This is a genomic window from Pseudomonas sp. D2002, from assembly GCF_013385735.1.
In the GTDB taxonomy this organism is placed as follows: domain Bacteria; phylum Pseudomonadota; class Gammaproteobacteria; order Pseudomonadales; family Pseudomonadaceae; genus Aquipseudomonas.
This window is the reverse complement of record NZ_JACAPL010000005.1, coordinates 128,007-148,463: the sequence shown is the minus strand read 5'-3', so window position 1 is coordinate 148,463 and position 20,457 is coordinate 128,007. Positions and strand designations below refer to the sequence as shown.

The 20,457-nt window shown below is 59.2% G+C and carries 15 protein-coding genes; 9 read left to right on the top strand and 6 right to left on the bottom strand.

The genetic code is table 11. The features are described 5' to 3' along the window. Positions 1-7: 7 nt before the first annotated feature. Both HX783_RS11270 and vapB read left to right on the top strand, forming a co-directional pair. Positions 8-967 carry a LysR family transcriptional regulator gene (locus HX783_RS11270; protein WP_159959214.1) on the top strand — a complete coding sequence of 320 codons (960 nt, stop codon included), beginning with the start codon at positions 8-10 and terminating at the stop codon, positions 965-967. Positions 968-1,153: 186 nt separating this feature from the next. After that, complete coding sequence (vapB, locus tag HX783_RS11265; RefSeq protein ID WP_159959212.1) at positions 1,154-1,393, top strand: type II toxin-antitoxin system VapB family antitoxin; 240 nt, start codon at positions 1,154-1,156, stop codon at positions 1,391-1,393. A gap of 122 nt (positions 1,394-1,515) precedes the next feature. Here the strand turns inward: vapB and HX783_RS11260 are convergent, their stop codons facing one another. From HX783_RS11260 to HX783_RS11240, 5 genes are all read right to left on the bottom strand, one after another. Next, positions 1,516-2,160: an HAD-IB family hydrolase gene (locus HX783_RS11260; protein ID WP_159961613.1), complete on the bottom strand. Its 645-nt coding sequence runs from the start codon at positions 2,158-2,160 to the stop codon at positions 1,516-1,518. A gap of 72 nt (positions 2,161-2,232) precedes the next feature. Continuing rightward, positions 2,233-2,946 (bottom strand): HNH endonuclease signature motif containing protein, encoded by a 714-nt coding sequence (locus HX783_RS11255; protein WP_177016922.1) that lies wholly within the window; start codon positions 2,944-2,946, stop codon positions 2,233-2,235. Between the two features lie 99 nt (positions 2,947-3,045). Next, positions 3,046-3,582 carry a Bro-N domain-containing protein gene (locus HX783_RS11250; protein ID WP_174245686.1) on the bottom strand — a complete coding sequence of 179 codons (537 nt, stop codon included), beginning with the start codon at positions 3,580-3,582 and terminating at the stop codon, positions 3,046-3,048. A 359-nt stretch (positions 3,583-3,941) separates the two neighbouring features. Next, positions 3,942-5,192: a ribonucleotide-diphosphate reductase subunit beta gene (locus HX783_RS11245; RefSeq protein ID WP_032879817.1), complete on the bottom strand. Its 1,251-nt coding sequence runs from the start codon at positions 5,190-5,192 to the stop codon at positions 3,942-3,944. 578 nt (positions 5,193-5,770) lie between these two features. After that, a complete protein-coding gene (locus HX783_RS11240; RefSeq protein ID WP_106576108.1) occupies positions 5,771-6,040 on the bottom strand; it encodes a DUF2790 domain-containing protein in 270 nt (89 codons plus the stop codon). A gap of 397 nt (positions 6,041-6,437) precedes the next feature. Here HX783_RS11240 and acs point away from each other — a divergent pair, with 397 nt between their 5' ends. The 7 genes from acs (at position 6,438) to HX783_RS11205 (ending at position 15,404) form a co-directional block, all read left to right on the top strand. Then, entirely contained in the window at positions 6,438-8,393 is a 1,956-nt protein-coding gene (gene acs, locus HX783_RS11235; RefSeq protein ID WP_177016921.1) for an acetate--CoA ligase, read from the top strand. Between the two features lie 1,615 nt (positions 8,394-10,008). Then, on the top strand, positions 10,009-10,794 hold the full coding sequence (locus HX783_RS11230; RefSeq protein ID WP_177016920.1) for an ABC transporter substrate-binding protein: 786 nt from the start codon (positions 10,009-10,011) through the stop codon (positions 10,792-10,794). 91 nt (positions 10,795-10,885) lie between these two features. Then, positions 10,886-11,575 (top strand): ABC transporter permease, encoded by a 690-nt coding sequence (locus HX783_RS11225; RefSeq protein ID WP_032886746.1) that lies wholly within the window; start codon positions 10,886-10,888, stop codon positions 11,573-11,575. Beyond that, positions 11,572-12,270, top strand: coding sequence for an ABC transporter permease (locus HX783_RS11220; RefSeq protein ID WP_159959202.1), 699 nt, complete (start codon positions 11,572-11,574; stop codon positions 12,268-12,270). Before HX783_RS11225 ends, HX783_RS11220 begins: the two co-directional genes overlap by 4 nt. A gap of 1 nt (position 12,271) precedes the next feature. Continuing rightward, a complete protein-coding gene (locus HX783_RS11215; protein ID WP_177016919.1) occupies positions 12,272-13,384 on the top strand; it encodes a succinylglutamate desuccinylase/aspartoacylase family protein in 1,113 nt (370 codons plus the stop codon). 27 nt (positions 13,385-13,411) lie between these two features. Continuing rightward, positions 13,412-14,176: an ABC transporter ATP-binding protein gene (locus HX783_RS11210; protein WP_003214336.1), complete on the top strand. Its 765-nt coding sequence runs from the start codon at positions 13,412-13,414 to the stop codon at positions 14,174-14,176. A 247-nt stretch (positions 14,177-14,423) separates the two neighbouring features. Beyond that, on the top strand, positions 14,424-15,404 hold the full coding sequence (locus HX783_RS11205) for a GlxA family transcriptional regulator (RefSeq protein ID WP_057975155.1): 981 nt from the start codon (positions 14,424-14,426) through the stop codon (positions 15,402-15,404). Here the strand turns inward: HX783_RS11205 and HX783_RS11200 are convergent, their stop codons facing one another. Continuing rightward, positions 15,405-20,450 (bottom strand): leucine-rich repeat domain-containing protein, encoded by a 5,046-nt coding sequence (locus HX783_RS11200; protein ID WP_177016918.1) that lies wholly within the window; start codon positions 20,448-20,450, stop codon positions 15,405-15,407. Positions 20,451-20,457 lie beyond the last annotated feature (7 nt).

Genomic DNA, 20,457 nt, shown 5'->3' with positions numbered 1-20,457 from the left:
GCGTATTATGGAAACCCCACTTTCCACTTCTGGAAACATGCCGCCAAAACCCGGCACTCGGCCGCCGCTGCAACTGAGCGGGCTGGACTTCAAATTGCTGCGCGTGTTCATGGCCGTGGTCGAAGCCGGCGGCTTCAGCGCCGCGCAAAACGAGCTGAACGTGGGCCTGGCGGCCATCAGCAAACAGATCTCCGACCTCGAAATCCGCATCGGCATGCGCCTGTGTACACGGGGCCGGGAAGGGTTCGGCCTGACCGAAGAAGGCAAGTTGGTGTATCAGGCGTCCATCGAGTTATTTACCTCGGTGGACAGTTTCAGAGACAAGCTTAGTTCGGCGCAAAACGAGCTTATTGGTGACCTTAGTGTCGGCGTAATTGATAACACCGTCTCCGACGTTAATTCGCCGCTAATTACCGCCTTGGGTAAGTTACACAGCGAATCACCAAAAATTAGATTGCGCCTGCATGCCTCGCAACTCGACGAAGTTGAACGCGGCGTGGTGGAAGGGCGGCTGATCGTCGGCATCGTGCCGGTGTACCAACGCCGCGAAGAATTCGACTACTTCCCGCTGTACGAAGAAAAAGCCCACGCCTACTGCGCCGCAGGACACCCGCTGTTCAACGCGAGCGACATCACGCCAGACGTACTGCGCCAATACGAAGTGGTCAACCACCGCTATGCGATCCACCGCGACAAGGCCAACTTCGTCACCTACGACAGCCAGTCCGCCTCGGCCTCACAGGTTGAAGCCGTCGCCATCCTGATCCTCACCGGCCGCTTCCTGGGCTTCCTGCCGGAACATTACGCCGCGCCCCTGGTAAGGGAAGGGCGCCTGCGCGCACTGTGCCCGGAACAGGTTCACCTGAGCACCGCGTTCAACCTGATCCTGCGCCACAACGCGCCAAGAAGCCCAATGGTAAAAGCCTTCGCAACAGCCCTGGGCGTAGACCTCAAAGCCGCGACATAAACCCCTCCGAACGTCGATCAACAAGCTCACGCAGCTCAAATGTGGGAGCTGTCGAGCCCCAGCGAGGCTGCGATGGGATCGACTCGGTCCACCCGCCGAACTCGCTATTTGTATCGATACATTTTCTGCATAGGCGGCAAGCCATCTGACTTGTATTGTCTTTAACCAACCAGGAGGAGTACGCCTATGCATCAAACAAAAATTAACTCAGGCAACCGAGAACAAACAGTCTGCACCCCAGCAGATTTGCATCTCCCGGCAGGGGCAGCAGATATAACGGTGCGCGCGATGGGCAATGAGCAAATCATTGCTCCAGCAGAAAATACCTGGGACAGCTTCTTCCTAGACCCTGAATTCGTCTCCAGCGACTTCATGCCTGAAAGAACCCAGCCGAAACAGCAGGACCGAGAGTCCTTTGAAGACTAGACCCCCAGCACTCCATGCTAGTGCGCTATCTATCTGGCACCGATCAAATGTGGGAGCTCTCGAGCCCCAGCGAGGCAGCGATGGGATCGCCTCGGCCCACCCGCCGACCCCACCCACCCGCATCACCGCTGCAACTTGCCCTGCTTCTTCTTCGAATGAAAATGCCGAAAATGCGCATCCTGCGCCGCCGCCAACAACTCCCGATCCCCACGCGTATCGCCCCAGGCCCGCAGCCGATACTCGCCCAAATCCCCATACACCGCCTCAAGCCGCAGCACCTTATTCTCACAGCGGCAATTATTCCCCGTGAGCTTGCCCGTCAACACCCCGTCGACCACTTCAAGCTCAGTACCAATCAACTTGATCCCCAACCGATTCGCAAACGGCTGCAACACCAACGCCGGCGACGCCGAACACAGCGTCACCACCGCCCCCGAGCCCAACTCCTGCTCTACCGAAAGAACCCCTGCCGGGCGCATCAACCGCGCCCAATTCTTCTGGCAATACTCCTCGGCCTTCTGCTGCACCCACGCCTTCTCCACCCCCGTCATAAAGGTGCGGATCAACTGCGCCTTCAACTCATCCCGGCTGATCTGCCGCAGCAAAAAGCGCAGCCCAGGCACCGCCAGCTTGACCATCCGGCCATAAAACTCACCGGGGCCAAAGGCAAACTTGAGGAAGGGCACGAAACTGTCGTGATGGGTCAGGGTGCCGTCGAAGTCAAAGACGGAAAGTACTTTGGCGTCAGCGGGGCCGGCTTCGAGCATGTCTGGGTTCACGGGTTGGCCTCGGTCCTATCTGGTATTTTTTGAGCGTTCATCAGGTGTGACAGCAGGAGTTTACTCCCGTGCCAATCTTCCGATCTTGGCGTAAAGCGACTCGGTGAAAGCATCCCGGTCACTCGACCGGTGACAACGCTGATGGCAATTGGGGCACAAGGCTACAGCATTGGTCGTGCGATCCGAACCCTTCTGGGCGAGGTGCTTGACGTGATGTACTTCAAGAAATGGCAAACCATCGACCTCGAAAGGCGCATTTGAACCGCAGCCTTCGCAAATGCCCTTGGCTTCTTTTAGTACCCACGCGCGTACCTTTGGGTCGCGGACAAAGGCGCTGCTGACGCTCGATACCTTCTGCGGCTGGGCTATGCCGTCCGGTTGCCTTTGGAAAGGTTGCTGCTGCAGTTTGGATGCGCGACGGATAAGCGTCTGCTCATCTGCCGTTTGGGCAGCGTCTTCGGATTCGAATACACCCTGCGCGGCAAGTGCTTGGCGGATGCGTTGCTCAACGCCTGCGCCTACGTTCCTTGCTGGCTTATAACCTTCAATACGGTCCCAGCCCATACTGACGAGCACGGTGGAGATATTTTGCATGCGAAATTCAATAGACCCTTTCGCACGACCCGCCACCGCGCCCTCACGCAGAAGGCGGTTTTCGAGGGCTTTATTGAAAGGCTGGCCGCTCTTTTCCCAGGCCAACATCTTCAAATACGCTTCGACCGCCGCTGCCAACTCTGCATCGTTCCAGTCCGTTTTGTCTTTCGCAATATCCATACAGCCGCCGAGGGTAGAAAACCCTCGGACGATACTGAGTAGCCATTATGACGTCTACGAAATTTCCTACGAATCGGTGGGACTTGCCGTTCGTTTGCGTCAGTGCATTCGCTGCTTCATTCGGAAAGGTTGGGTGAGCTTTCGCCACCACGGAGTCTTTGCTGACTCCCTCCGATAGGTCCGATTAACCAGTAAATACGGCATATCCCGAAGTCTTATCCAGCCTTCATCTTGCCAATGCAGCAGGTTCAACGACATCTCCGGCCAATCCAACATGCTCAACAACGGTCGTTCCACCGTTGGTGGCTGACGCTCGTCCCTCAACGTTGGAACTACTTCATGAGTGAGCCAACTACGCAGAAGGCGATTCCCAGGGGTGTAGTGATAGACCAGCAGCGCGTAAGCACCGGATTCGCTGATCATCAGCATTTCTTCGGGCTGACCGTGGAACAGCAGTTTTAGAGTTTTTCGTTGGTCTTCATCGAGCTTGCGAGTCGTGCGCTCATCTAAGCACCACCCCATCAAACGTCCAAGGTCACGCGCACAGAACCACGCTTGGTTTTCTAGAAGGAGGGCGTGTAATTGAAGATTATGACGAGTAAAAACTAAGGCAATTGAAAGCTCGGATGTGAGCATACCTTCAGCGTTAGGCAAGTTGAGTAGATATTGGCTAGACACTTCCTATGACCTCTACGTGATTTACAGAAGGGTGGAAACCCAACGTAGAGAGCGGATTTTAAGAAACTCCAACTTGCTTGGCCTCGATACAGCATTCATTCCGCATGATTGGCCATGCGGTTTCTTGACTGTGTGATTGAGGCTAGCAGCTACGTTGGGCGTTTCTTAGGCACCGGTAGACGAGACTATTTAGCATCGAAATTCGTATCAACCTTTCTATGGATGATTTTGGTGTAAGACGGCTCCTATGCAGATCAAAGGAGGCATAAAAAAGCCCTGAACATGTCAGGGCTTCTTAATGTTGCTTGGCTTAGGAATCAATCCCAGCTCAGCGCGCCGCCGGTTTGATACTCGATCACGCGGGTTTCGAAGAAGTTTTTCTCTTTCTTCAAATCCATAATCTCGCTCATCCACGGGAACGGATTCGTCGTCCCTGGATACTCTTCCTTCAACCCAATCTGCGACAAACGACGGTTAGCGATGAACTTCAGATAGTCCTCCATCATCGCCGCATTCATGCCCAACACGCCGCGAGGCATGGTGTCACGTGCGTACTCGATCTCCAGCTGAGTCCCTTGCAGAATCATCTGGGTCGCTTCTTCCTTCATCTCGGCATCCCACAAATGCGGGTTTTCGATTTTGATCTGGTTGATCACATCGATACCGAAGTTCAGGTGCATCGATTCATCCCGCAGGATGTACTGGAACTGCTCAGCCACGCCGGTCATTTTATTGCGGCGGCCCATCGACAGGATCTGGGTGAAGCCGCAATAGAAGAAGATGCCTTCCAGCACGCAGTAGTAGGCGACCAGGTTGCGCAGCAGTTCTTTGTCGGTCTCAACGGTGCCGGTTTCGAACTTCGGATCGGAGATCGAACGGGTGTACTTCAGGCCCCAGGCGGCTTTTTTGGCGACCGATGGAATCTCGTGGTACATGTTGAAGATTTCGCCTTCATCCATGGCCAGCGATTCGATGCAGTACTGGTAGGCGTGGGTGTGGATCGCTTCTTCGAAGGCCTGGCGCAGGATGTACTGGCGGCACTCCGGGTTGGTGATCAGGCGGTACACGGCCAGCACCAGGTTGTTGGCAACCAGGGAGTCGGCGGTGGAGAAGAAGCCGAGGTTGCGCATGACGATGCGGCGTTCGTCGTCGGTCAGGCCTTCGGGGTTTTTCCACAGGGCGATGTCGGCGGTCATGTTGACCTCTTGCGGCATCCAGTGGTTGGCGCACCCGTCGAGGTATTTCTGCCAGGCCCAGTCGTACTTGAAAGGCACGAGTTGGTTGAGGTCGGCGCGGCAGTTGATCATGCGTTTTTCGTCAACGGCGACGCGGGCGGCGGAGCCTTCGAGTTCGGCGAGGCCTTCGGCGACGTCGAGTTTGTCGAGGGCGGCCTTGGCGCGCACGATGGCGGCGGAGTCACTGGCGGTGACGGCGCGGGCTTCGATGGCGGCGGCGGCGCCGGCACCGTCGAGGCGGTCCATGTTGGCTTCGGTGGCGTGGCCGGCGTTGGCGCCTTTAGCGGCTACTTCGCCTTCTTCTTCTTTGTCGAATTCGTCCCAGCTCAGCATGACGTGTCGTCTCCTGCGTGAGGGCTCAAAGGTGCCCGTGTGAAACCGGATGGTTGGGTGTTCACACGGCCCTGAGGCCGCGGTGGATCTTAAGAAATCGTTTGTTGCAACAGCTCGCGCAGGCATTAAACGGAATTGGGTAACGGGTGCTCTGCGTGAGGCTGAGGGGCGGAGCGACTGGTGCATGCTCCAGCGGGAGGCCTCAGGTCTGGCTCTTCATCCCAGTGTAAAGGGATATTGCAGGCCCGATTTACCCGCGCATTATAGGGAAAAATTCGACTTTGTGTTGCGGCGGATGGTCACGATTGAGCGCCAAAATGGCTTGGTTTTCGGCCAAGGCGCGTGTTTGCAAGGCTTTGCCGGGGCAGGAATTTTTTGACGGGCGGTGGGATAGTTTTTGGCGGGCTGGGGGAGGCGGGGCGGTGGCGGGTTTTGGGCGGTGTAAAAAGGCTGAAATCGCCATCGCAGGCAAGCCAGCTCCCACCTTTATTGCGTGGTGGGTTACAGAGAGGTTCTTGGCCGCAAGAACGATTTCTTGCGGCGACCAAGATCCGGGTTTAAACCTGATTCAATAATTATTACCCGTTAGAACAACCATTACCCATTACTTGGTAATTAAGAATATGACGTTGACCTTGTGAGTCTTCATATTCCATTTGTACCGGTACAACCTGGCAGACTTCCGGAACAGTGCTCATGGATAATACTTTGGCCACATCCAAGTGTGTGCTGTAGGTGTAATCTTCAACGATCGGGGCGTTCTGGCCGGCCAGCTCGGTCGGGGCCTCGTCGGCCAGGGCGGCGGTGGCGCACAAGCTGCTGAGGGCCATAACTACGAGAGCTTTCATTTGTTTACTTACCTTCTTCAGGGCGAAAGGGGTCACGGGGCCCTTGTGAGGCCACGTGTGTAACTTAAGAGTTGGGAAGTTCGGATTAACGTTGCCTTCGTGGGGGCTGTTACGTTGTTAATCACAGTGTCTTGTTGACGGCGTTGATTTTAGGCGCACGCGTTATATTCATATACCCGTGCTTTTGATAAACACTATTGGCGGTTTTTGTAACAATCCCGTGGTAAAGGTTTTTTCATCCGGCGTGAAAGCCGCGCAGGTCGCGGGCCAGAGCCGTAAATCGGCATGGCAGGGCAATTTGTAGGGGCTTGTTACTACCATCGTCGAATGGTTCTATGGGGGCGCCCCGGCTACAACAGGGCATACAAAAACAACTATTGTCACCGAGGTAAGAAAGATGAGTGCGGCTTCCCTGTACCCCGTTCGCCCCGAAGTAGCAGCCAACACGCTGACCGACGAGGCGACCTACAAGGCCATGTACCAGCAGTCGGTGGTCAACCCCGATGGCTTCTGGCGCGAGCAAGCCAAGCGCCTTGACTGGGTCAAGCCTTTCACCGCGGTGAAGCAGACCTCTTTCGACGACCACCATGTCGACATCAAATGGTTCGCTGATGGCACCCTGAATGTTTCCTACAACTGCCTCGACCGTCACCTCGCTGAGCGTGGCGATCAGGCGGCGATCATCTGGGAAGGCGATGACCCTTCCGAAAGCCGCACCATCACCTACCGCGAGCTGCATGAAGAAGTCTGCAAGTTCGCCAACGCCTTGCGCGGCCAGGATGTGCACCGCGGCGACGTGGTGACTATCTATATGCCGATGATCCCCGAAGCCGTGGTCGCCATGTTGGCCTGTACCCGCATCGGTGCGATTCACTCCGTGGTGTTTGGCGGCTTTTCGCCGGAAGCCCTGGCCGGTCGCATCATCGACTGTAAGTCGAAGGTGGTGATCACTGCCGACGAAGGCATCCGCGCCGGTAAGAAAATTCCGCTGAAGGCCAACGTCGACGACGCGCTGACCAACCCGGAAACCAGCAGCATCCAGAAAGTCATCGTGTGCAAGCGCACCAATGGCAACATCAAGTGGAACCAGCATCGCGACATCTGGTACGAAGACTTGATGAAAGTGGCGGGCACCGTGTGTGCGCCGAAAGAGATGGGCGCCGAAGAAGCGCTGTTCATCCTCTATACCTCGGGTTCCACCGGCAAACCCAAAGGCGTGCAGCACACCACCGGCGGCTACTTGCTGTATGCGGCCCTGACCCACGAGCGCGTGTTCGACTACCGCCCGGGCGAAATCTACTGGTGCACCGCCGACGTCGGCTGGGTCACCGGTCACACTTATATTGTTTACGGCCCGCTGGCGAACGGCGCGACCACGCTGCTGTTCGAAGGCGTGCCGAACTACCCGGATATCACGCGGGTGGCGAAGATTGTCGACAAGCACAAGGTCAATATCCTCTACACCGCGCCGACCGCGATCCGCGCGATGATGGCCTCTGGTACCGCTGCCGTGGAAGGCGCTGATGGCAGCAGCCTGCGCCTGCTCGGTTCGGTGGGCGAGCCGATCAACCCGGAAGCCTGGGACTGGTACTACAAGAACGTCGGCCAATCCCGTTGCCCGATCGTCGACACTTGGTGGCAGACCGAAACCGGCGGCAACATGATGAGCCCGCTGCCGGGCGCCCACGCGCTCAAGCCGGGTTCCGCGGCACGCCCGTTCTTTGGCGTGGTGCCGGCGTTGGTGGATAACCTGGGCAACCTGATCGAAGGCGCGGCCGAAGGCAACCTGGTGATTCTGGATTCGTGGCCAGGCCAGGCGCGCACGCTGTATGGCGACCATGACCGTTTCGTCGACACCTATTTCAAGACGTTCCGTGGCATGTACTTCACCGGTGACGGTGCGCGTCGTGACGAGGACGGCTACTACTGGATCACCGGCCGCGTGGATGACGTGTTGAACGTGTCCGGCCACCGCATGGGTACGGCCGAGATTGAAAGCGCCATGGTTGCTCACCCGAAAGTCGCCGAAGCGGCGGTGGTGGGTGTGCCGCACGACATCAAAGGGCAGGGCATCTATGTGTATGTCACGCTGAAAAACGGCGAGGAGCCAAACGAAGCGCTGCGCCTGGAGTTGAAAAACTGGGTGCGCAAAGAGATCGGGCCGATTGCCTCACCGGATGTGATCCAGTGGGCGCCGGGCTTGCCGAAGACGCGCTCGGGGAAAATCATGCGCCGGATTCTGCGCAAGATTGCCACGGCTGAGTATGACGGGTTGGGGGATATCTCCACGCTGGCAGACCCAGGTGTGGTGGCGCATTTGATTGAAACGCACAAGACCATGAACGTCGCGTAAGGCGGGCTAGGTGGTGCAGAGCCCCATTTGGCGTGAGCTGGGTGGGGCTTTTTTTTGGGAATTCGAAACCGATGCAAATCCCCTGTGGGAGCGGGCTTGCTCGCGAATGCGGTGGGTCAGCTACACATCTGCTAACTGATACACCGCCTTCGCGAGCAAGCCCGCTCCCACATTTGGATTGTATTGGCTGACAGACCGCTATCGCAGGCAAGCCAGCTCCCACCCTTGGCATGCATACCACAATGATCGTTCCCACGCTCCGCGTGGGAATGCCGCCCTGGACGCTCCGCGTCTGCTCTTGAGGCGTGACGCAGAGCGTCACAGGATGTATTCCCACGCAGAGCGTGGGAACGATCTATACGTAGGCCAATAAATATCATTGGCGAAACCGAATCACTGTGGGAGCTGGCTTGCCTGCGATGAGGGTGTGTCAGGCACAGGTGGGTTGGCTGACAGACCGCTATCGCAGGCAAGCCAGCTCCCACCTTTGGCGTGCATACCACAATGATCGTTCCCACGCTCCGCTTGGGAATGCCGCCCTGGACACTCTGCGTCTGCTCTTGAGGCGTGACGCAGAGCGTCACAGGATGTATTCCCACGCAGAACGTGGGAACGATCTATACGTAGGTCAATAAATATCGCTGGCGAAACCGAATCACTGTGGGAGCTGGGTTGCCTGCGATGAGGGTATGCCAGGCACAGGTGGGTTGGCTGACAGACCGCTATCGCAGGCAAGCCAGTTCCCACCTTTGGCATGCATACCACAATGATCGTTCCCACGCTCCGCGTGGGAATGCCGCCCTGGACGCTCCGCGTCTGCTCTTGGGGCGTGACGCAGAGCGTCACAGGATGTATTCCCACGCAGAGCGTGGGAACGATCTATGCGTAGGCCAATAAATATCGCTGGCGAAACCGGATCACTGTGGGAGCTGGCTTGCCTGCGATGAGGGTGTGTCAGGCACAGGTGGGTTGGCTGACAGACCGCTATCGCAGGCAAGCCAGCTCCCACCTTTGGCATGCATACCACAATGATCGTGCCCACGCTCCGCGTGGGAATGCCGCCCTGGACGCTCCGCGTCTGCTCTTGGGGCGTGACGCAGAGCGTCACAGGATGTATTCCCACGCAGAGCCTGGGAACGATCTATGCGTAGGCCAATAAATATCGACTTCGTGCGTAGGACGTTTCTGAATGTTACCGAGACCAGCAAATGTGTAACCCCGCGCCCAATCCTGAGGCAATGTGCTACACCTATGCCCCGAAAACCCCCGTTTTAGACACCCTCAGAAATAAGATTAAACGCCAGACTTGCCGTGCTAGAAGGGTTTGCGAATAATAGGCCCGCAATTTGCAGCATCAACAGGTTTAATATCTTTTGTCTCTGCATAAAAAACAGAGGCTGTCAATGTGCTGGAACCGCTTTCTCAGTGCTTCTGTAAATTGTTGTCGCATTGAGGAAATATCGGCTTCCGGCCTGTCGTTAGAATGCCGATCACTCGCTCGTCGTCTCCAGTATCAATTCGGGGTAGGACGCAGCACCGCTATTCGGTTTCACTTAAGTCGCATCGTGGGCCACGGCTCATTCTGCTTTTTGCCCTATACCGATGGAGTCCCAAGATGAAGAAACTTGTGCTGTTGGGCGCCCTGGCGCTGTCCGTGCTGTCGATGCAGGCCTTCGCTGATGAAAAGCCCCTGAAGATTGGTATCGAAGCGGCTTACCCTCCGTTTGCCTCGAAGGCGCCGGATGGCAGCATCGTCGGTTTTGACTACGACATCGGCAACGCCCTGTGCGCCGAGATGAAGGTCAAGTGCGTATGGGTTGAGCAAGAATTCGACGGCCTGATCCCTGCGCTCAAAGTGCGCAAGATCGACGCCATCCTGTCGTCCATGTCCATCACTGAAGACCGCAAGAAGTCCGTGGACTTCACCAACCGCTACTACCTGAGCCCAGCGCAGCTGGTGATGAAGGAAGGCACCAAGGTCAGCGACAGCCTGGATGAATTGAAAGGCAAGAAAATCGGCGTGCAACGCGGTTCGATCCACGATCGCTTCGCCAAGGAAGTCCTGGCCCCTAAAGGCGCCACGGTTGTGCCTTACAGCTCGCAGAACGAAATCTACCTGGACGTGGAAGCCGGTCGCCTCGACGGCACCGTGGCTGACGCCACCCTGCTGCAAGACGGCTTCCTGAAAACCCCGGCCGGTAAAGGCTACGCGTTCGTGGGCCCACAGTTCACCGACGCCAAGTACTTCGGCGACGGCATTGGCATCGCTGTACGTAAAGGCGACAAGGCCGAGCTGGACAAGATCAACGCGGCCATCGCAGCGATCCGTGCCAACGGCGAATACAAGAAAATCCAGGACAAATACTTCGACTTCGATATTTACGGCGCTGACCCTAAGTAACTCGTCCTAGCTGTCTGTCCAGAATGGCGCAAGCAACAGAATTCCTGCGGTTTGCGCCATTTTTTCATCCCCCTTTTCGAGGACCTGAATCATGTTGAAAGGCTACGGGGCCGTCATCCTCGATGGCGCATGGTTGACGCTTCAGCTCGCCTTGTCGTCCATGGCCTTGGCCATTGTTCTGGGTCTGATCGGGGTCGCGTTACGCCTGTCGCCGGTGCGCTGGTTGGCCTGGCTGGGTGACTTGTACTCCACGGTGATCCGCGGGATCCCCGACCTGGTGCTGATCCTGCTGATTTTTTACGGCGGTCAGGACTTGCTCAACCGCGTCGCGCCGATGCTCGGCTATGACGACTATATCGACTTGAACCCCTTGGCCGCCGGTATCGGCACCCTGGGTTTCATCTTTGGCGCCTACCTCTCGGAAACCTTCCGTGGCGCCTTCATGGCCATTCCCAAGGGCCAGGCCGAGGCCGGCCTTGCGTATGGCATGAGCAGTTTTCAGGTGTTTTTCCGGGTGATGGTGCCGCAGATGATTCGGCTGGCGATCCCTGGTTTCACCAACAACTGGCTGGTATTGACCAAGGCCACCGCGCTGATTTCGGTGGTAGGCCTGCAAGACATGATGTTCAAGGCCAAGCAGGCGGCAGATGCCACCCGTGAGCCTTTTACCTTCTTCCTCGCAGTGGCGGCGATGTACCTGGTGATCACCAGCGTGTCGTTGCTGGCCCTGCGCTATCTTGAGAAGCGCTACTCGGTAGGCGTAAGGGCGGCTGATCTATGATCTTCGACTACAACGTCATCTGGGACGCCATGCCGCTGTACCTCGGCGGCCTGGTTACCACCCTGAAACTGTTGGCCATCTCGCTGTTCTTCGGCTTGCTCGCCGCCTTGCCTTTGGGCTTGATGCGTGTGTCCAAGCAGCCGATCGTGAATGGCGCCGCCTGGCTCTACACCTACGTGATTCGCGGCACGCCGATGCTGGTGCAGCTGTTTTTGATCTACTACGGTTTGGCGCAATTTGAAGCCGTACGCGAGAGCTTCATGTGGCCGCTGCTGTCCAGCGCCACGTTCTGCGCGTGCCTGGCCTTTGCGATCAACACCAGCGCCTACACCGCCGAGATCATTGCCGGTAGCCTCAAGGCTACGCCGAATGGCGAGATCGAAGCGGCCAAGGCCATGGGCATGTCGCGCTACAAGCTGTACCGCCGCATTCTGCTGCCGTCGGCCCTGCGCCGGGCGCTGCCGCAGTACAGCAACGAAGTGATCATGATGCTGCAGACCACCAGCCTGGCCTCCATCGTCACCTTGATCGACATCACCGGCGCCGCGCGCACGGTAAACGCCCAGTTCTACCTGCCGTTCGAAGCCTATATCACGGCCGGCGTGTTCTACCTGTGCCTGACCTTTATCCTGGTGCGCCTGTTCAAGTTGGCCGAGCGCCGCTGGCTGAGCTACCTGGCTCCACGGAAGCACTGATATGGAACGTATCGATCACCTGTTGCCCTGGGGCCACCTGGGCTGCGAGCGCCAGCTGAGCGTGTTTCGTTTCGGCAGCGGCGAGCGCAAGGCCTACATCCAGGCCAGCCTGCACGCCGATGAACTGCCCGGCATGCGCGCGGCCTGGGAGCTGAAAAAGCGCCTCACCGAACTGGAACAGCAAGGTGCGCTCAATGGCGTGATCGAGCTGGTGCCAGTCGCCAACCCGATGGGCCTGGGCCAGTTGCTGCAAGGCAGCCACCAAGGCCGTTTCGAGGTCGGCAGCGGCAAGAACTTCAACCGTGATTTCGTCGAGTTGAGCGAGCCGGTCACCGAGCTGCTCAAGGGCAAGCTGGGCGATGACCCGCACGCCAATGTGCGCATGATTCGTCAGGCAATGACCGATGCACTCAATGCATTGCCCGAGCCGAGCAGCCAGTTGCAAGGTATGCAACGGGTACTGCTCAGCCACGCCTGCACCGCCGATATCGTCCTCGACCTGCATTGCGATGCTGAAGCTGCGCTGCACATGTACGCGCTGCCGCAGCATTGGCCACAGTGGCGTTCGTTGTCGGCGCATTTGAATGTGAAGGTCGGCCTGCTGGCGGAAGATTCCGGCGGTAGCTCGTTCGATGAAGCCTGCTCGCTGCCGTGGTTGCGTTTGTCGCGGGCATTCCCGGACGCGCAGATTCCACTGGCCTGTCTGGCGACCACGCTAGAGCTGGGCGGCCAGGCTGACACGGGCCGCGACGAAGCGATCTTCCACGCTGAAGGCATCCTCGCGTTCCTCGCCGAGCAAGGCCTGATCAGAGGCGAATGGCCCGCGCCACAGCACGAACCGTGCGAAGGCTTGCCCTTCGAAGGCACCGAGTTGCTGTTCGCGCCGCATGCCGGTGTGATCAGTTACCTGCGTAAAGCCGGTGACAGGGTTGAAGCGGGCGATGAGATTTTTGAAGTGATTGACCCTCTGACTGATCGCGTGAGCATTGTCTGCGCGGGCACCTCGGGGGTGTTGTTTGCCGTTGAACGGCTACGTTATGCCCAAGCGGGTTTCTGGCTGGCCAAGGTGGCGGGGCGCGAAGCGCTGCGTCACGGGCGCTTGCTCAACGACTGACCACCTGTTTTTGTGAGAACCGACCGCATGTACAAACTTGAAGTCCAAGACCTGCATAAACGCTATGGCAGTCATGAAGTGCTCAAAGGTGTGTCCCTGGCCGCCGCGGCCGGTGATGTGATCAGCATCATCGGTTCCAGTGGTTCGGGCAAAAGTACCTTTTTGCGCTGCATCAACCTGCTCGAGCAACCCCACGCCGGCAAGATTCTGCTCAATAACGAAGAGCTGAAACTGGTGGCCAACAAGGACGGCGCCATGAAGGCCGCCGACCCTAAACAACTGCAGCGTATGCGTTCGCGCTTGTCCATGGTGTTCCAGCATTTCAACCTGTGGTCGCACATGACCGCGCTTGAAAACGTGATGGAAGCGCCGGTGCACGTGCTGGGCATGTCGAAAAAAGACGCGCGCGAAAAAGCCGAGCATTACCTGGCCAAAGTCGGCGTGGGCCATCGTAAGGATGCGTTCCCAGGCCACATGTCCGGTGGCGAGCAGCAGCGCGTGGCAATTGCCCGCGCCCTGGCGATGGAGCCTGAGGTGATGCTGTTCGACGAACCGACCTCGGCCCTCGACCCGGAACTGGTCGGCGAAGTACTCAAGGTGATGCAGGACCTGGCCCAGGAAGGCCGCACCATGGTGGTCGTGACCCACGAAATGGGCTTTGCCCGTGAAGTGTCGAACCAGCTGGTGTTTTTGCACAAAGGCATCGTCGAAGAACGTGGCAACCCGCGTGAAGTGCTGGTGAACCCGCAGTCCGAGCGTTTGCAGCAGTTCCTGTCGGGCAGCCTGAAGTAATCAAGGCTGCTTTTGTGCACCGGTTTAGTGCATGCTTCGCAGTCTTGAAATAGATCCCAATCTAATGTGGGAGCGGGCTTGCTAGCGAAAGCGGTGGGTCAGTCACAACTGTGTATCTGGCCCACCGCATTCGCGAGCAAGCCCGCTCCCACATTTGGATCTTCATCAGCTTTAGAGATTTGTGTTGGTTTCCGGGCTAGCATTGGCCCTTGTCTTCATTACCGTTACTCGCTTCGGATAGCATTCCATGACCGCCCATAAAATTGGTTTCCTGATTTGGCCCAGCACAAAAGCCCTGACGCTTGCGCTGGCTGAGGAGGCCTTGCGCGTTGCTCAGCGGGTGCATCCGGACGTGGTCTACGAGTTGTCGTTCCTGCTCGCCGAGCCTGCCACCGACGGCGCCTGGCAATTGCCGGGTGAGCCGTGGGCCGGCAAGCTCGAAGGTTTCCAGAAACTGTTCCTGCTGGCCGACGAGCCGCCGACCGTCATCGCGTCCCAACTGAGCACTGCGCTCAAACAGTTGGTACGCGCCGGGTGTGTGATCGGCGGCTTGTCAGCCGGTGTGTACCCGCTGGCCCAACTCGGCCTGCTCGACGGTTACCGCGCCGCCGTGCACTGGCGCTGGCAGGACGATTTCGCCGAGCGTTTCCCCAAGGTCATCGCCACCAGCCATCTGTTCGACTGGGACCGTGATCGCCTGACCGCCTGCGGTGGCATGTCGGTACTCGACTTGCTGCTGGCGGTATTGGCCCGTGACCACGGCGCCGAACTGGCCGGTGCCGTTTCCGAAGAACTGGTGGTGGAGCGCATCCGCGAAGGCGGTGAGCGCCAGCGCATCCCGCTGCAAAACCGCCTGGGCTCCAGCCATCCAAAGCTGACCCAGGCCGTGTTGCTGATGGAAGCCAACATCGAAGAGCCACTGACCACCGACGAAATCGCCCAGCATGTGTGCGTCTCGCGACGACAACTGGAGCGCATCTTCAAACAATACCTCAACCGCGTTCCCAGCCAGTACTACCTGGAGCTGCGCCTGAACAAGGCGCGCCAGATGCTCATGCAAACCAGCAAGTCGATCATCCAGATCGGCCTGTCGTGTGGCTTCTCCTCGGGGCCGCATTTCTCCAGCGCCTACCGCAACTTCTTCGGCGCCACGCCGCGTGAAGATCGCAACCAGCGGCGCAGCAGCAGCCCGTTCGAGTTGTCGTCGGTGCCTTCCGAGCGCGGCTGATTACTCCTCCATCGGCGTTGGGCCTACCACCACCAGCGGCACGCCGTGCTCGTCCACAGTGGCGGCGGCCACCTGAAAGTCAATGCCGGTACGCAGGTAGTGTTGCCTCAGATAGCCCAGGCTGTCGGGCGACAACGGGTTCTGGCTGAAATCGCAATCCTGGCCATAGACCGTCGTCGACTCCAGCAAATCAGCCGGGATTTCGCTGATCAGGTTATTGCTCAGGTCCACCGTTTCCAGGTCCGGCAGCCTGAAGAGGCCGCGGGGTACTTCGCTGATTCCGGTGTTGCTCAAATGAAGCGCGGCCAATTGCGACAGGTTGCTGATGTCGGGTGCCAGGTTCAGCGGGTTATTGGTCAGGCTCAGGTACTCAAGTTGGGTCATGTCAGCCAGCAGGTTAATGTCCGCCTGGGTCAGGGTGATTGCGCATTGCTCCAGGCTCAGGGTCGAGAGCTTCGGCAGGCGCGCGAGGGTGTCCGGCAACCTGCCTAATGTGCATTGGCTGAGTGTCAGTGTTTCCAGTTGGGTAAAGCATCGGAGCATGCCATCGATGCCGTTGGTGACGCCGCCGCCCTTGATTTCGAGGTTGGAGACATGATCGAACGTTGCGCTCAGCTCCGGCAGCGGGCCCATGGTCGATGTTTCAAGGATGACGGAGTGGGTGAAATGATCGCCCAGGCTTTCTTCATCCTCTTCGCTTTCGCGACGCCAGGCATCTTCCAGCAAGGCCTTGAAGCGCTGGCGCGCAAGTTGTTCCTCGGCGATGGTCTGCTCATCGAGCAGGATGCCGAGGACAGGGTGGTGATCGGGTACATTCAAGGCCCACTGCTGAAGGTCGGTGCCCAGCTGCGCATATTCGGCCTCAAGGCGCGTCAAGGTAGGGGCGACGGCGTCCATGTTGCCGGGCAGGCGGAAGATAAAGCGGTCCGCTTCGGCCTCCAGAAAGGTCGGGTAAAGGTTCATGAGCCTGGCCCGTTCCTCGCGAGGGGCCTGGGCAGAGAAAAATTCGCCGTGGGCCTGGCAATAGGTTTTGACGCGTTCAAGTGCCGTTGGCTCAAGTGGGTTGTCGGAGAGGTCGAACTTCCTCGCGGTGTCCGGGGTGACGCTGAACAGTTCTGGGGGAAGTTGGGTGATTTTATTGTCACTGAGCATGGCTAATTCCAACCGCGGGCGATCCACCACGCCGTTCGGCACGCGGTCGATGCCGGTGGTCGACAGGTCCAGCAGGGTCAGGTCGGGCATCGCTTGCACATCGGGCACCAGCCCCAGGGCATTGTTGTGCAGGTCGAGCGCGTGCAAGCCATGCATGCCGTTTAATCGGTCAAGGCTTTGCTGGGTCAGGGTAATGTTGCAGTCGCTCAGTATCAGGCTGTTGAGCGTCGGCATGGAACTGAGCTGTGGCGGCAAGTCTCCCAGCGGGATCGACCTGATTTCCAGGTGACGCAGGTTGGGGAACCGCTCAAGAAAAGTGTCGATGCCGAGCATGGGGCCGTCACCCACCAGCGACAGCAGTGAGACATGGTTGAAAGCCATGCCCAGCTCCGGCAAGTCTGTAGGCCCCGGGCCGTAGAGCCTCAGGGTATAGCCGTTGAGTTCGGGAGTGCTGAAGTACTCGTCCCGCTCGGTTTCCCGGCGCCAGCACGCCTCCAGTTGCTCGGCCATCATCCTGCGGGTCTGCACCTCGTCATAGCGGCGCTCGGCGCTCATTTCAAGCCCGGTTTCGGGGTCGACGCGCGGGATCGCGGCCTGCCAGGCTTGCAGGTTCTGGCGCAACAGTTGGCGTTGCTCACGCAGGTAAGCGAGCTGATTGCTGGCACCTGACGGCAGGGTTTGCAGGTGGGCGAGCAGGGTTTGAGCCAGGTCATCGTCGATCGCGGGGAACAGTTCGCGTACCTGGGCAAGCAGCGGCGGCGGCCCGTCACCGTAGTCAGCCTGGGCCCTGTAGCCGTCCATGCCGCCGAGCAGCTTCATGACTTGAGGGTCATACGTCGGTTTGCGAATAGGGTCCGCGCTGAGCAGTTCGCGCAGACGCTTACGTTCGAGGGCATGCCGCGCCAGGTACTGGCGCAGGCGGGGGCCTTGATCGATGCTTGAATGAATGGCTTGGCGTTGGGTTTCGGGCAAGGCGTTGAGGATGGCCGAGTAAAAGTCAGTGGGCGCGCCGAGTGCGCCGTCTTCGTCGTGGGCGGTGTATTCGCCGGTTTCGCTGCGCACCAGCGTGCGCACGATGGGCGCATCGTCGGCACCGATCTGGTCACGCAAGGTGCCGTTGGCCGCGTAGTCCCTGATGACCAGGCGCACCTGCGCCGGCCAGCCCGGCATTGCGGGCAGTGAGTGCAGGGCCAGGCGCTGTGTGTCCAGGCTTTGGTCGCCAAAATGCAGGCCTTCATAGGCGCGACTCAGGCGCACCTCTTCGAAGGCACTGCGTGCCAGCAGGCTCAGGCGCTGGGGCGTGCGCTGCGCGTCCAACTCTGCCAGTTCTTTGGCCGTGGCGCGCTCCAGCAGTTTTTCCGCGATGCGCGCAGGCAGGCCGGGGGCGGCGTCCATCAGGCGCTGTGCCCGTGGGTTGCGGGTGGCTTGGTAGGTTGCATAGTGTGATTGAAACAGGGACGCGCGCTTTTCTTCGGCAATCGCCGCGAGCTTTTTACGCAGGTGGGCGGCGCGCATGTCCAGGCTCAGGCGCGAATCGCCGACCGCCGCGCCAAACGCTTCGGCGGCATCGTTGGGCGGCAGCAGGGTGAGTATCGCCTTGAGCAGGCCGCCGTTGTTCAAGTGGCTCTCGGGTATCTGGAGGGCGGGCAGTTGGTCGTCGCCAAACGCCCAGGCGACGTTCCCTTGGGCATCGATAAATTGCAGGCAGCGGGTTTCGGGCCAATAGCCGTGGCCGGTCAGCAGTTGCAGGTTGGTTTGAGGGTCCACTTTGCCGTAGGCCTGGGGGGCATCGCTGTTGAGCCGGTCGATCAGGGTTTGAATGTCGCGGTCGACCCGCAAGCGGTCCAGGGTGTCCAGCAGCAGGGCCGGCGGTGCTTCGTTATTGACGTGCATTTTGCGCAAGGCGTTTTCGTCGGTGCCGCTGATGTTCAGCGCCAGCGCCTGGTCGGCTTCGCTGATGCCTTCCACGCTGTGACCGAGGCGGCGTAGCAGTGTTTTCTGGTCCCACTGCAGGGGCCGCTCAAGTTCTGTGTGCCAGGCGCCCTGGCCGTTGTGCCGCACGCTCGGGCGATAGGCGTCGGGGCGAGACGGGTGCTGGATGTGCAAGGTGTCGGCGGCCTGGCCTTTTTCTACCGCGAAGACCTTGGCGTCGTGCCTCAACAGGTTTTTGCGCTGGTACGCGAACACGCCTGCGGTATCGCGATAGGTGCCGGGCGGCACGCTGATCGGCTGTTCGTACGCAGTCAGATCGGGTTTCCAATAGCGGGTCTGGCCATTGGGCAGTTCTACCGGTTTGAAGCGGTCGATAAAGTCGATGATCGGTTGGGGCAGGGCCTTGCGAAACTCGGCGATGGCAATCGTGCTGCCGGCGGCAAAGGCGCCCAGTTGCACCAGGGTTTCGACCACGCTCACCAGGTGCCCGACGGCCTCGATGCCCAAACCTTCGCTCCAGTCGATGATGCCTTCGAATACCTCATCGAGCAGTTGATAGGCCATATAGCCCAGCATCAACTCGCCGGCAAACGGCACGAAGGGCGCGACGATCAACGTGACGGCTTCCAGGATTGACGACGCAACATTCACCAGTGAATCCCACAGCGCCCAGCGCGCGTTGCGGTCGACGGTCGCGGTGGCGACGGCGCGGGTGCGGCCGTCGTTAAGGATTTGATTGAGCCTGCGTTGGTACTGGTGGCGCCACAGGTCGTGACCGCCCGGGGTGGCGACAAAGCGTACGCGCGGGTTGTCGGTAGGGGTTTGACGCCAGATCGGCGCGCTGCTGCCCTGAACGTAAGGGTGCCAGGTGATCTGGCCGAGCAATTGGCTCAGGTTGGCGAAGAAGTGGCCGCGTTGGGCGTGGGGCACAAAGCGGCTGAAGAACCGCTGGTAAGGCTCATCGCGCAGTTGGCTCACCAGTTCTTTTTGCATGGCCTGGGACGAGGGGTATTCCTTGATCGGGTGCTCGGGGTCACCCGGCACATAAGCCACCAGGCGTGCTGCACCTCTTGAGAATTCAAGGTCGGGGCCGAACACAATGATGCCGGGCAAGTCCGCGCCCATCAGGCTCAGGTCGTGGTAGCGCAACGCCTGGCCGTCGAGGCGCATGCCGTCCAGGCCGTCGAGCAGGCCCTGAATCAGTCGGAAATAATCCAGTTGCAGGTCGCCGCTGATCAACGCCCATTGCAAGGCAGCCTGCAACTCGGCTTTCTGGCTGCGTTCCACTTTTAGCTGCAAGACGGCGTGTGCGACCGGCTCGGTCATGGCCAGTTGTTCTTGCAGGTAGGCGGCATACAGCGCGCCGATGTCCAGATCGCGGCACAGCTGGGTAAAGGCGCGGATGGACACCACGGCTTTGATGGCTGGCAAGGTGTCGAAGTGGCCTCTGGCGTCCGGGCGGGTGATGAAGGTCGACGCGCTTTCATAGGCGTCGGCCTCGGTTTCCTGGTGTTCGAAGTTGTGCAGGGCGGCCTCCAGCAGTGAGACCGTCCAGGTGCGCGCGGCGCCCGTGCGGAGGGGGAAACCGGGAATCGTCTGGGGGATGTACAGGCGCAGGAAGGTATTGCTGACATCCAGGTCCAGACCGAACTGTGTTTTCAACGCGAGCCTGAGGATGGGTTCACCAAAATGCTGGGCATCCTGCACGTGGGCAAGGGCGTTTTCGACGGTGTTTTGCGCGTCCCAGTGGGCGGTGGCCAGGCGTTTAAGTTCGCCTTGGCTGTGTGCGGCCGTGTCGCGCACTGCTTGAGGCAGGCGCGCAACACTTTGGCCCAGCGCCTGGCGGCGGCGCGGGGAGGTTTCGCCGAGCCAGCGCGGGATGGCACTTTTGAGCAGCGCGTAATGCTGGTCGGGCTGAACCGAAAGGGGGGTGTGCGGCGTTTGTTGTACAGAGTCAGGCATGTTGCCA

Coding starts and splice junctions, on each gene's coding strand:
- acs (WP_177016921.1), top strand. CDS start 6,438: ATGAGTGCGGCTTCCCTGTACCCCGTTCGCCCCGAAGTAGCAGCCAAC.
- HX783_RS11205 (WP_057975155.1), top strand. CDS start 14,424: ATGACCGCCCATAAAATTGGTTTCCTGATTTGGCCCAGCACAAAAGCC.
- HX783_RS11245 (WP_032879817.1), bottom strand. CDS start 5,192: ATGCTGAGCTGGGACGAATTCGACAAAGAAGAAGAAGGCGAAGTAGCC.
- HX783_RS11210 (WP_003214336.1), top strand. CDS start 13,412: ATGTACAAACTTGAAGTCCAAGACCTGCATAAACGCTATGGCAGTCAT.
- HX783_RS11270 (WP_159959214.1), top strand. CDS start 8: ATGGAAACCCCACTTTCCACTTCTGGAAACATGCCGCCAAAACCCGGC.
- HX783_RS11220 (WP_159959202.1), top strand. CDS start 11,572: ATGATCTTCGACTACAACGTCATCTGGGACGCCATGCCGCTGTACCTC.
- HX783_RS11250 (WP_174245686.1), bottom strand. CDS start 3,582: ATGCTCACATCCGAGCTTTCAATTGCCTTAGTTTTTACTCGTCATAAT.
- HX783_RS11230 (WP_177016920.1), top strand. CDS start 10,009: ATGAAGAAACTTGTGCTGTTGGGCGCCCTGGCGCTGTCCGTGCTGTCG.
- HX783_RS11260 (WP_159961613.1), bottom strand. CDS start 2,160: ATGCTCGAAGCCGGCCCCGCTGACGCCAAAGTACTTTCCGTCTTTGAC.
- HX783_RS11240 (WP_106576108.1), bottom strand. CDS start 6,040: ATGAAAGCTCTCGTAGTTATGGCCCTCAGCAGCTTGTGCGCCACCGCC.
- HX783_RS11225 (WP_032886746.1), top strand. CDS start 10,886: ATGTTGAAAGGCTACGGGGCCGTCATCCTCGATGGCGCATGGTTGACG.
- HX783_RS11255 (WP_177016922.1), bottom strand. CDS start 2,946: ATGGATATTGCGAAAGACAAAACGGACTGGAACGATGCAGAGTTGGCA.
- HX783_RS11215 (WP_177016919.1), top strand. CDS start 12,272: ATGGAACGTATCGATCACCTGTTGCCCTGGGGCCACCTGGGCTGCGAG.
- HX783_RS11200 (WP_177016918.1), bottom strand. CDS start 20,450: ATGCCTGACTCTGTACAACAAACGCCGCACACCCCCCTTTCGGTTCAG.
- vapB (WP_159959212.1), top strand. CDS start 1,154: ATGCATCAAACAAAAATTAACTCAGGCAACCGAGAACAAACAGTCTGC.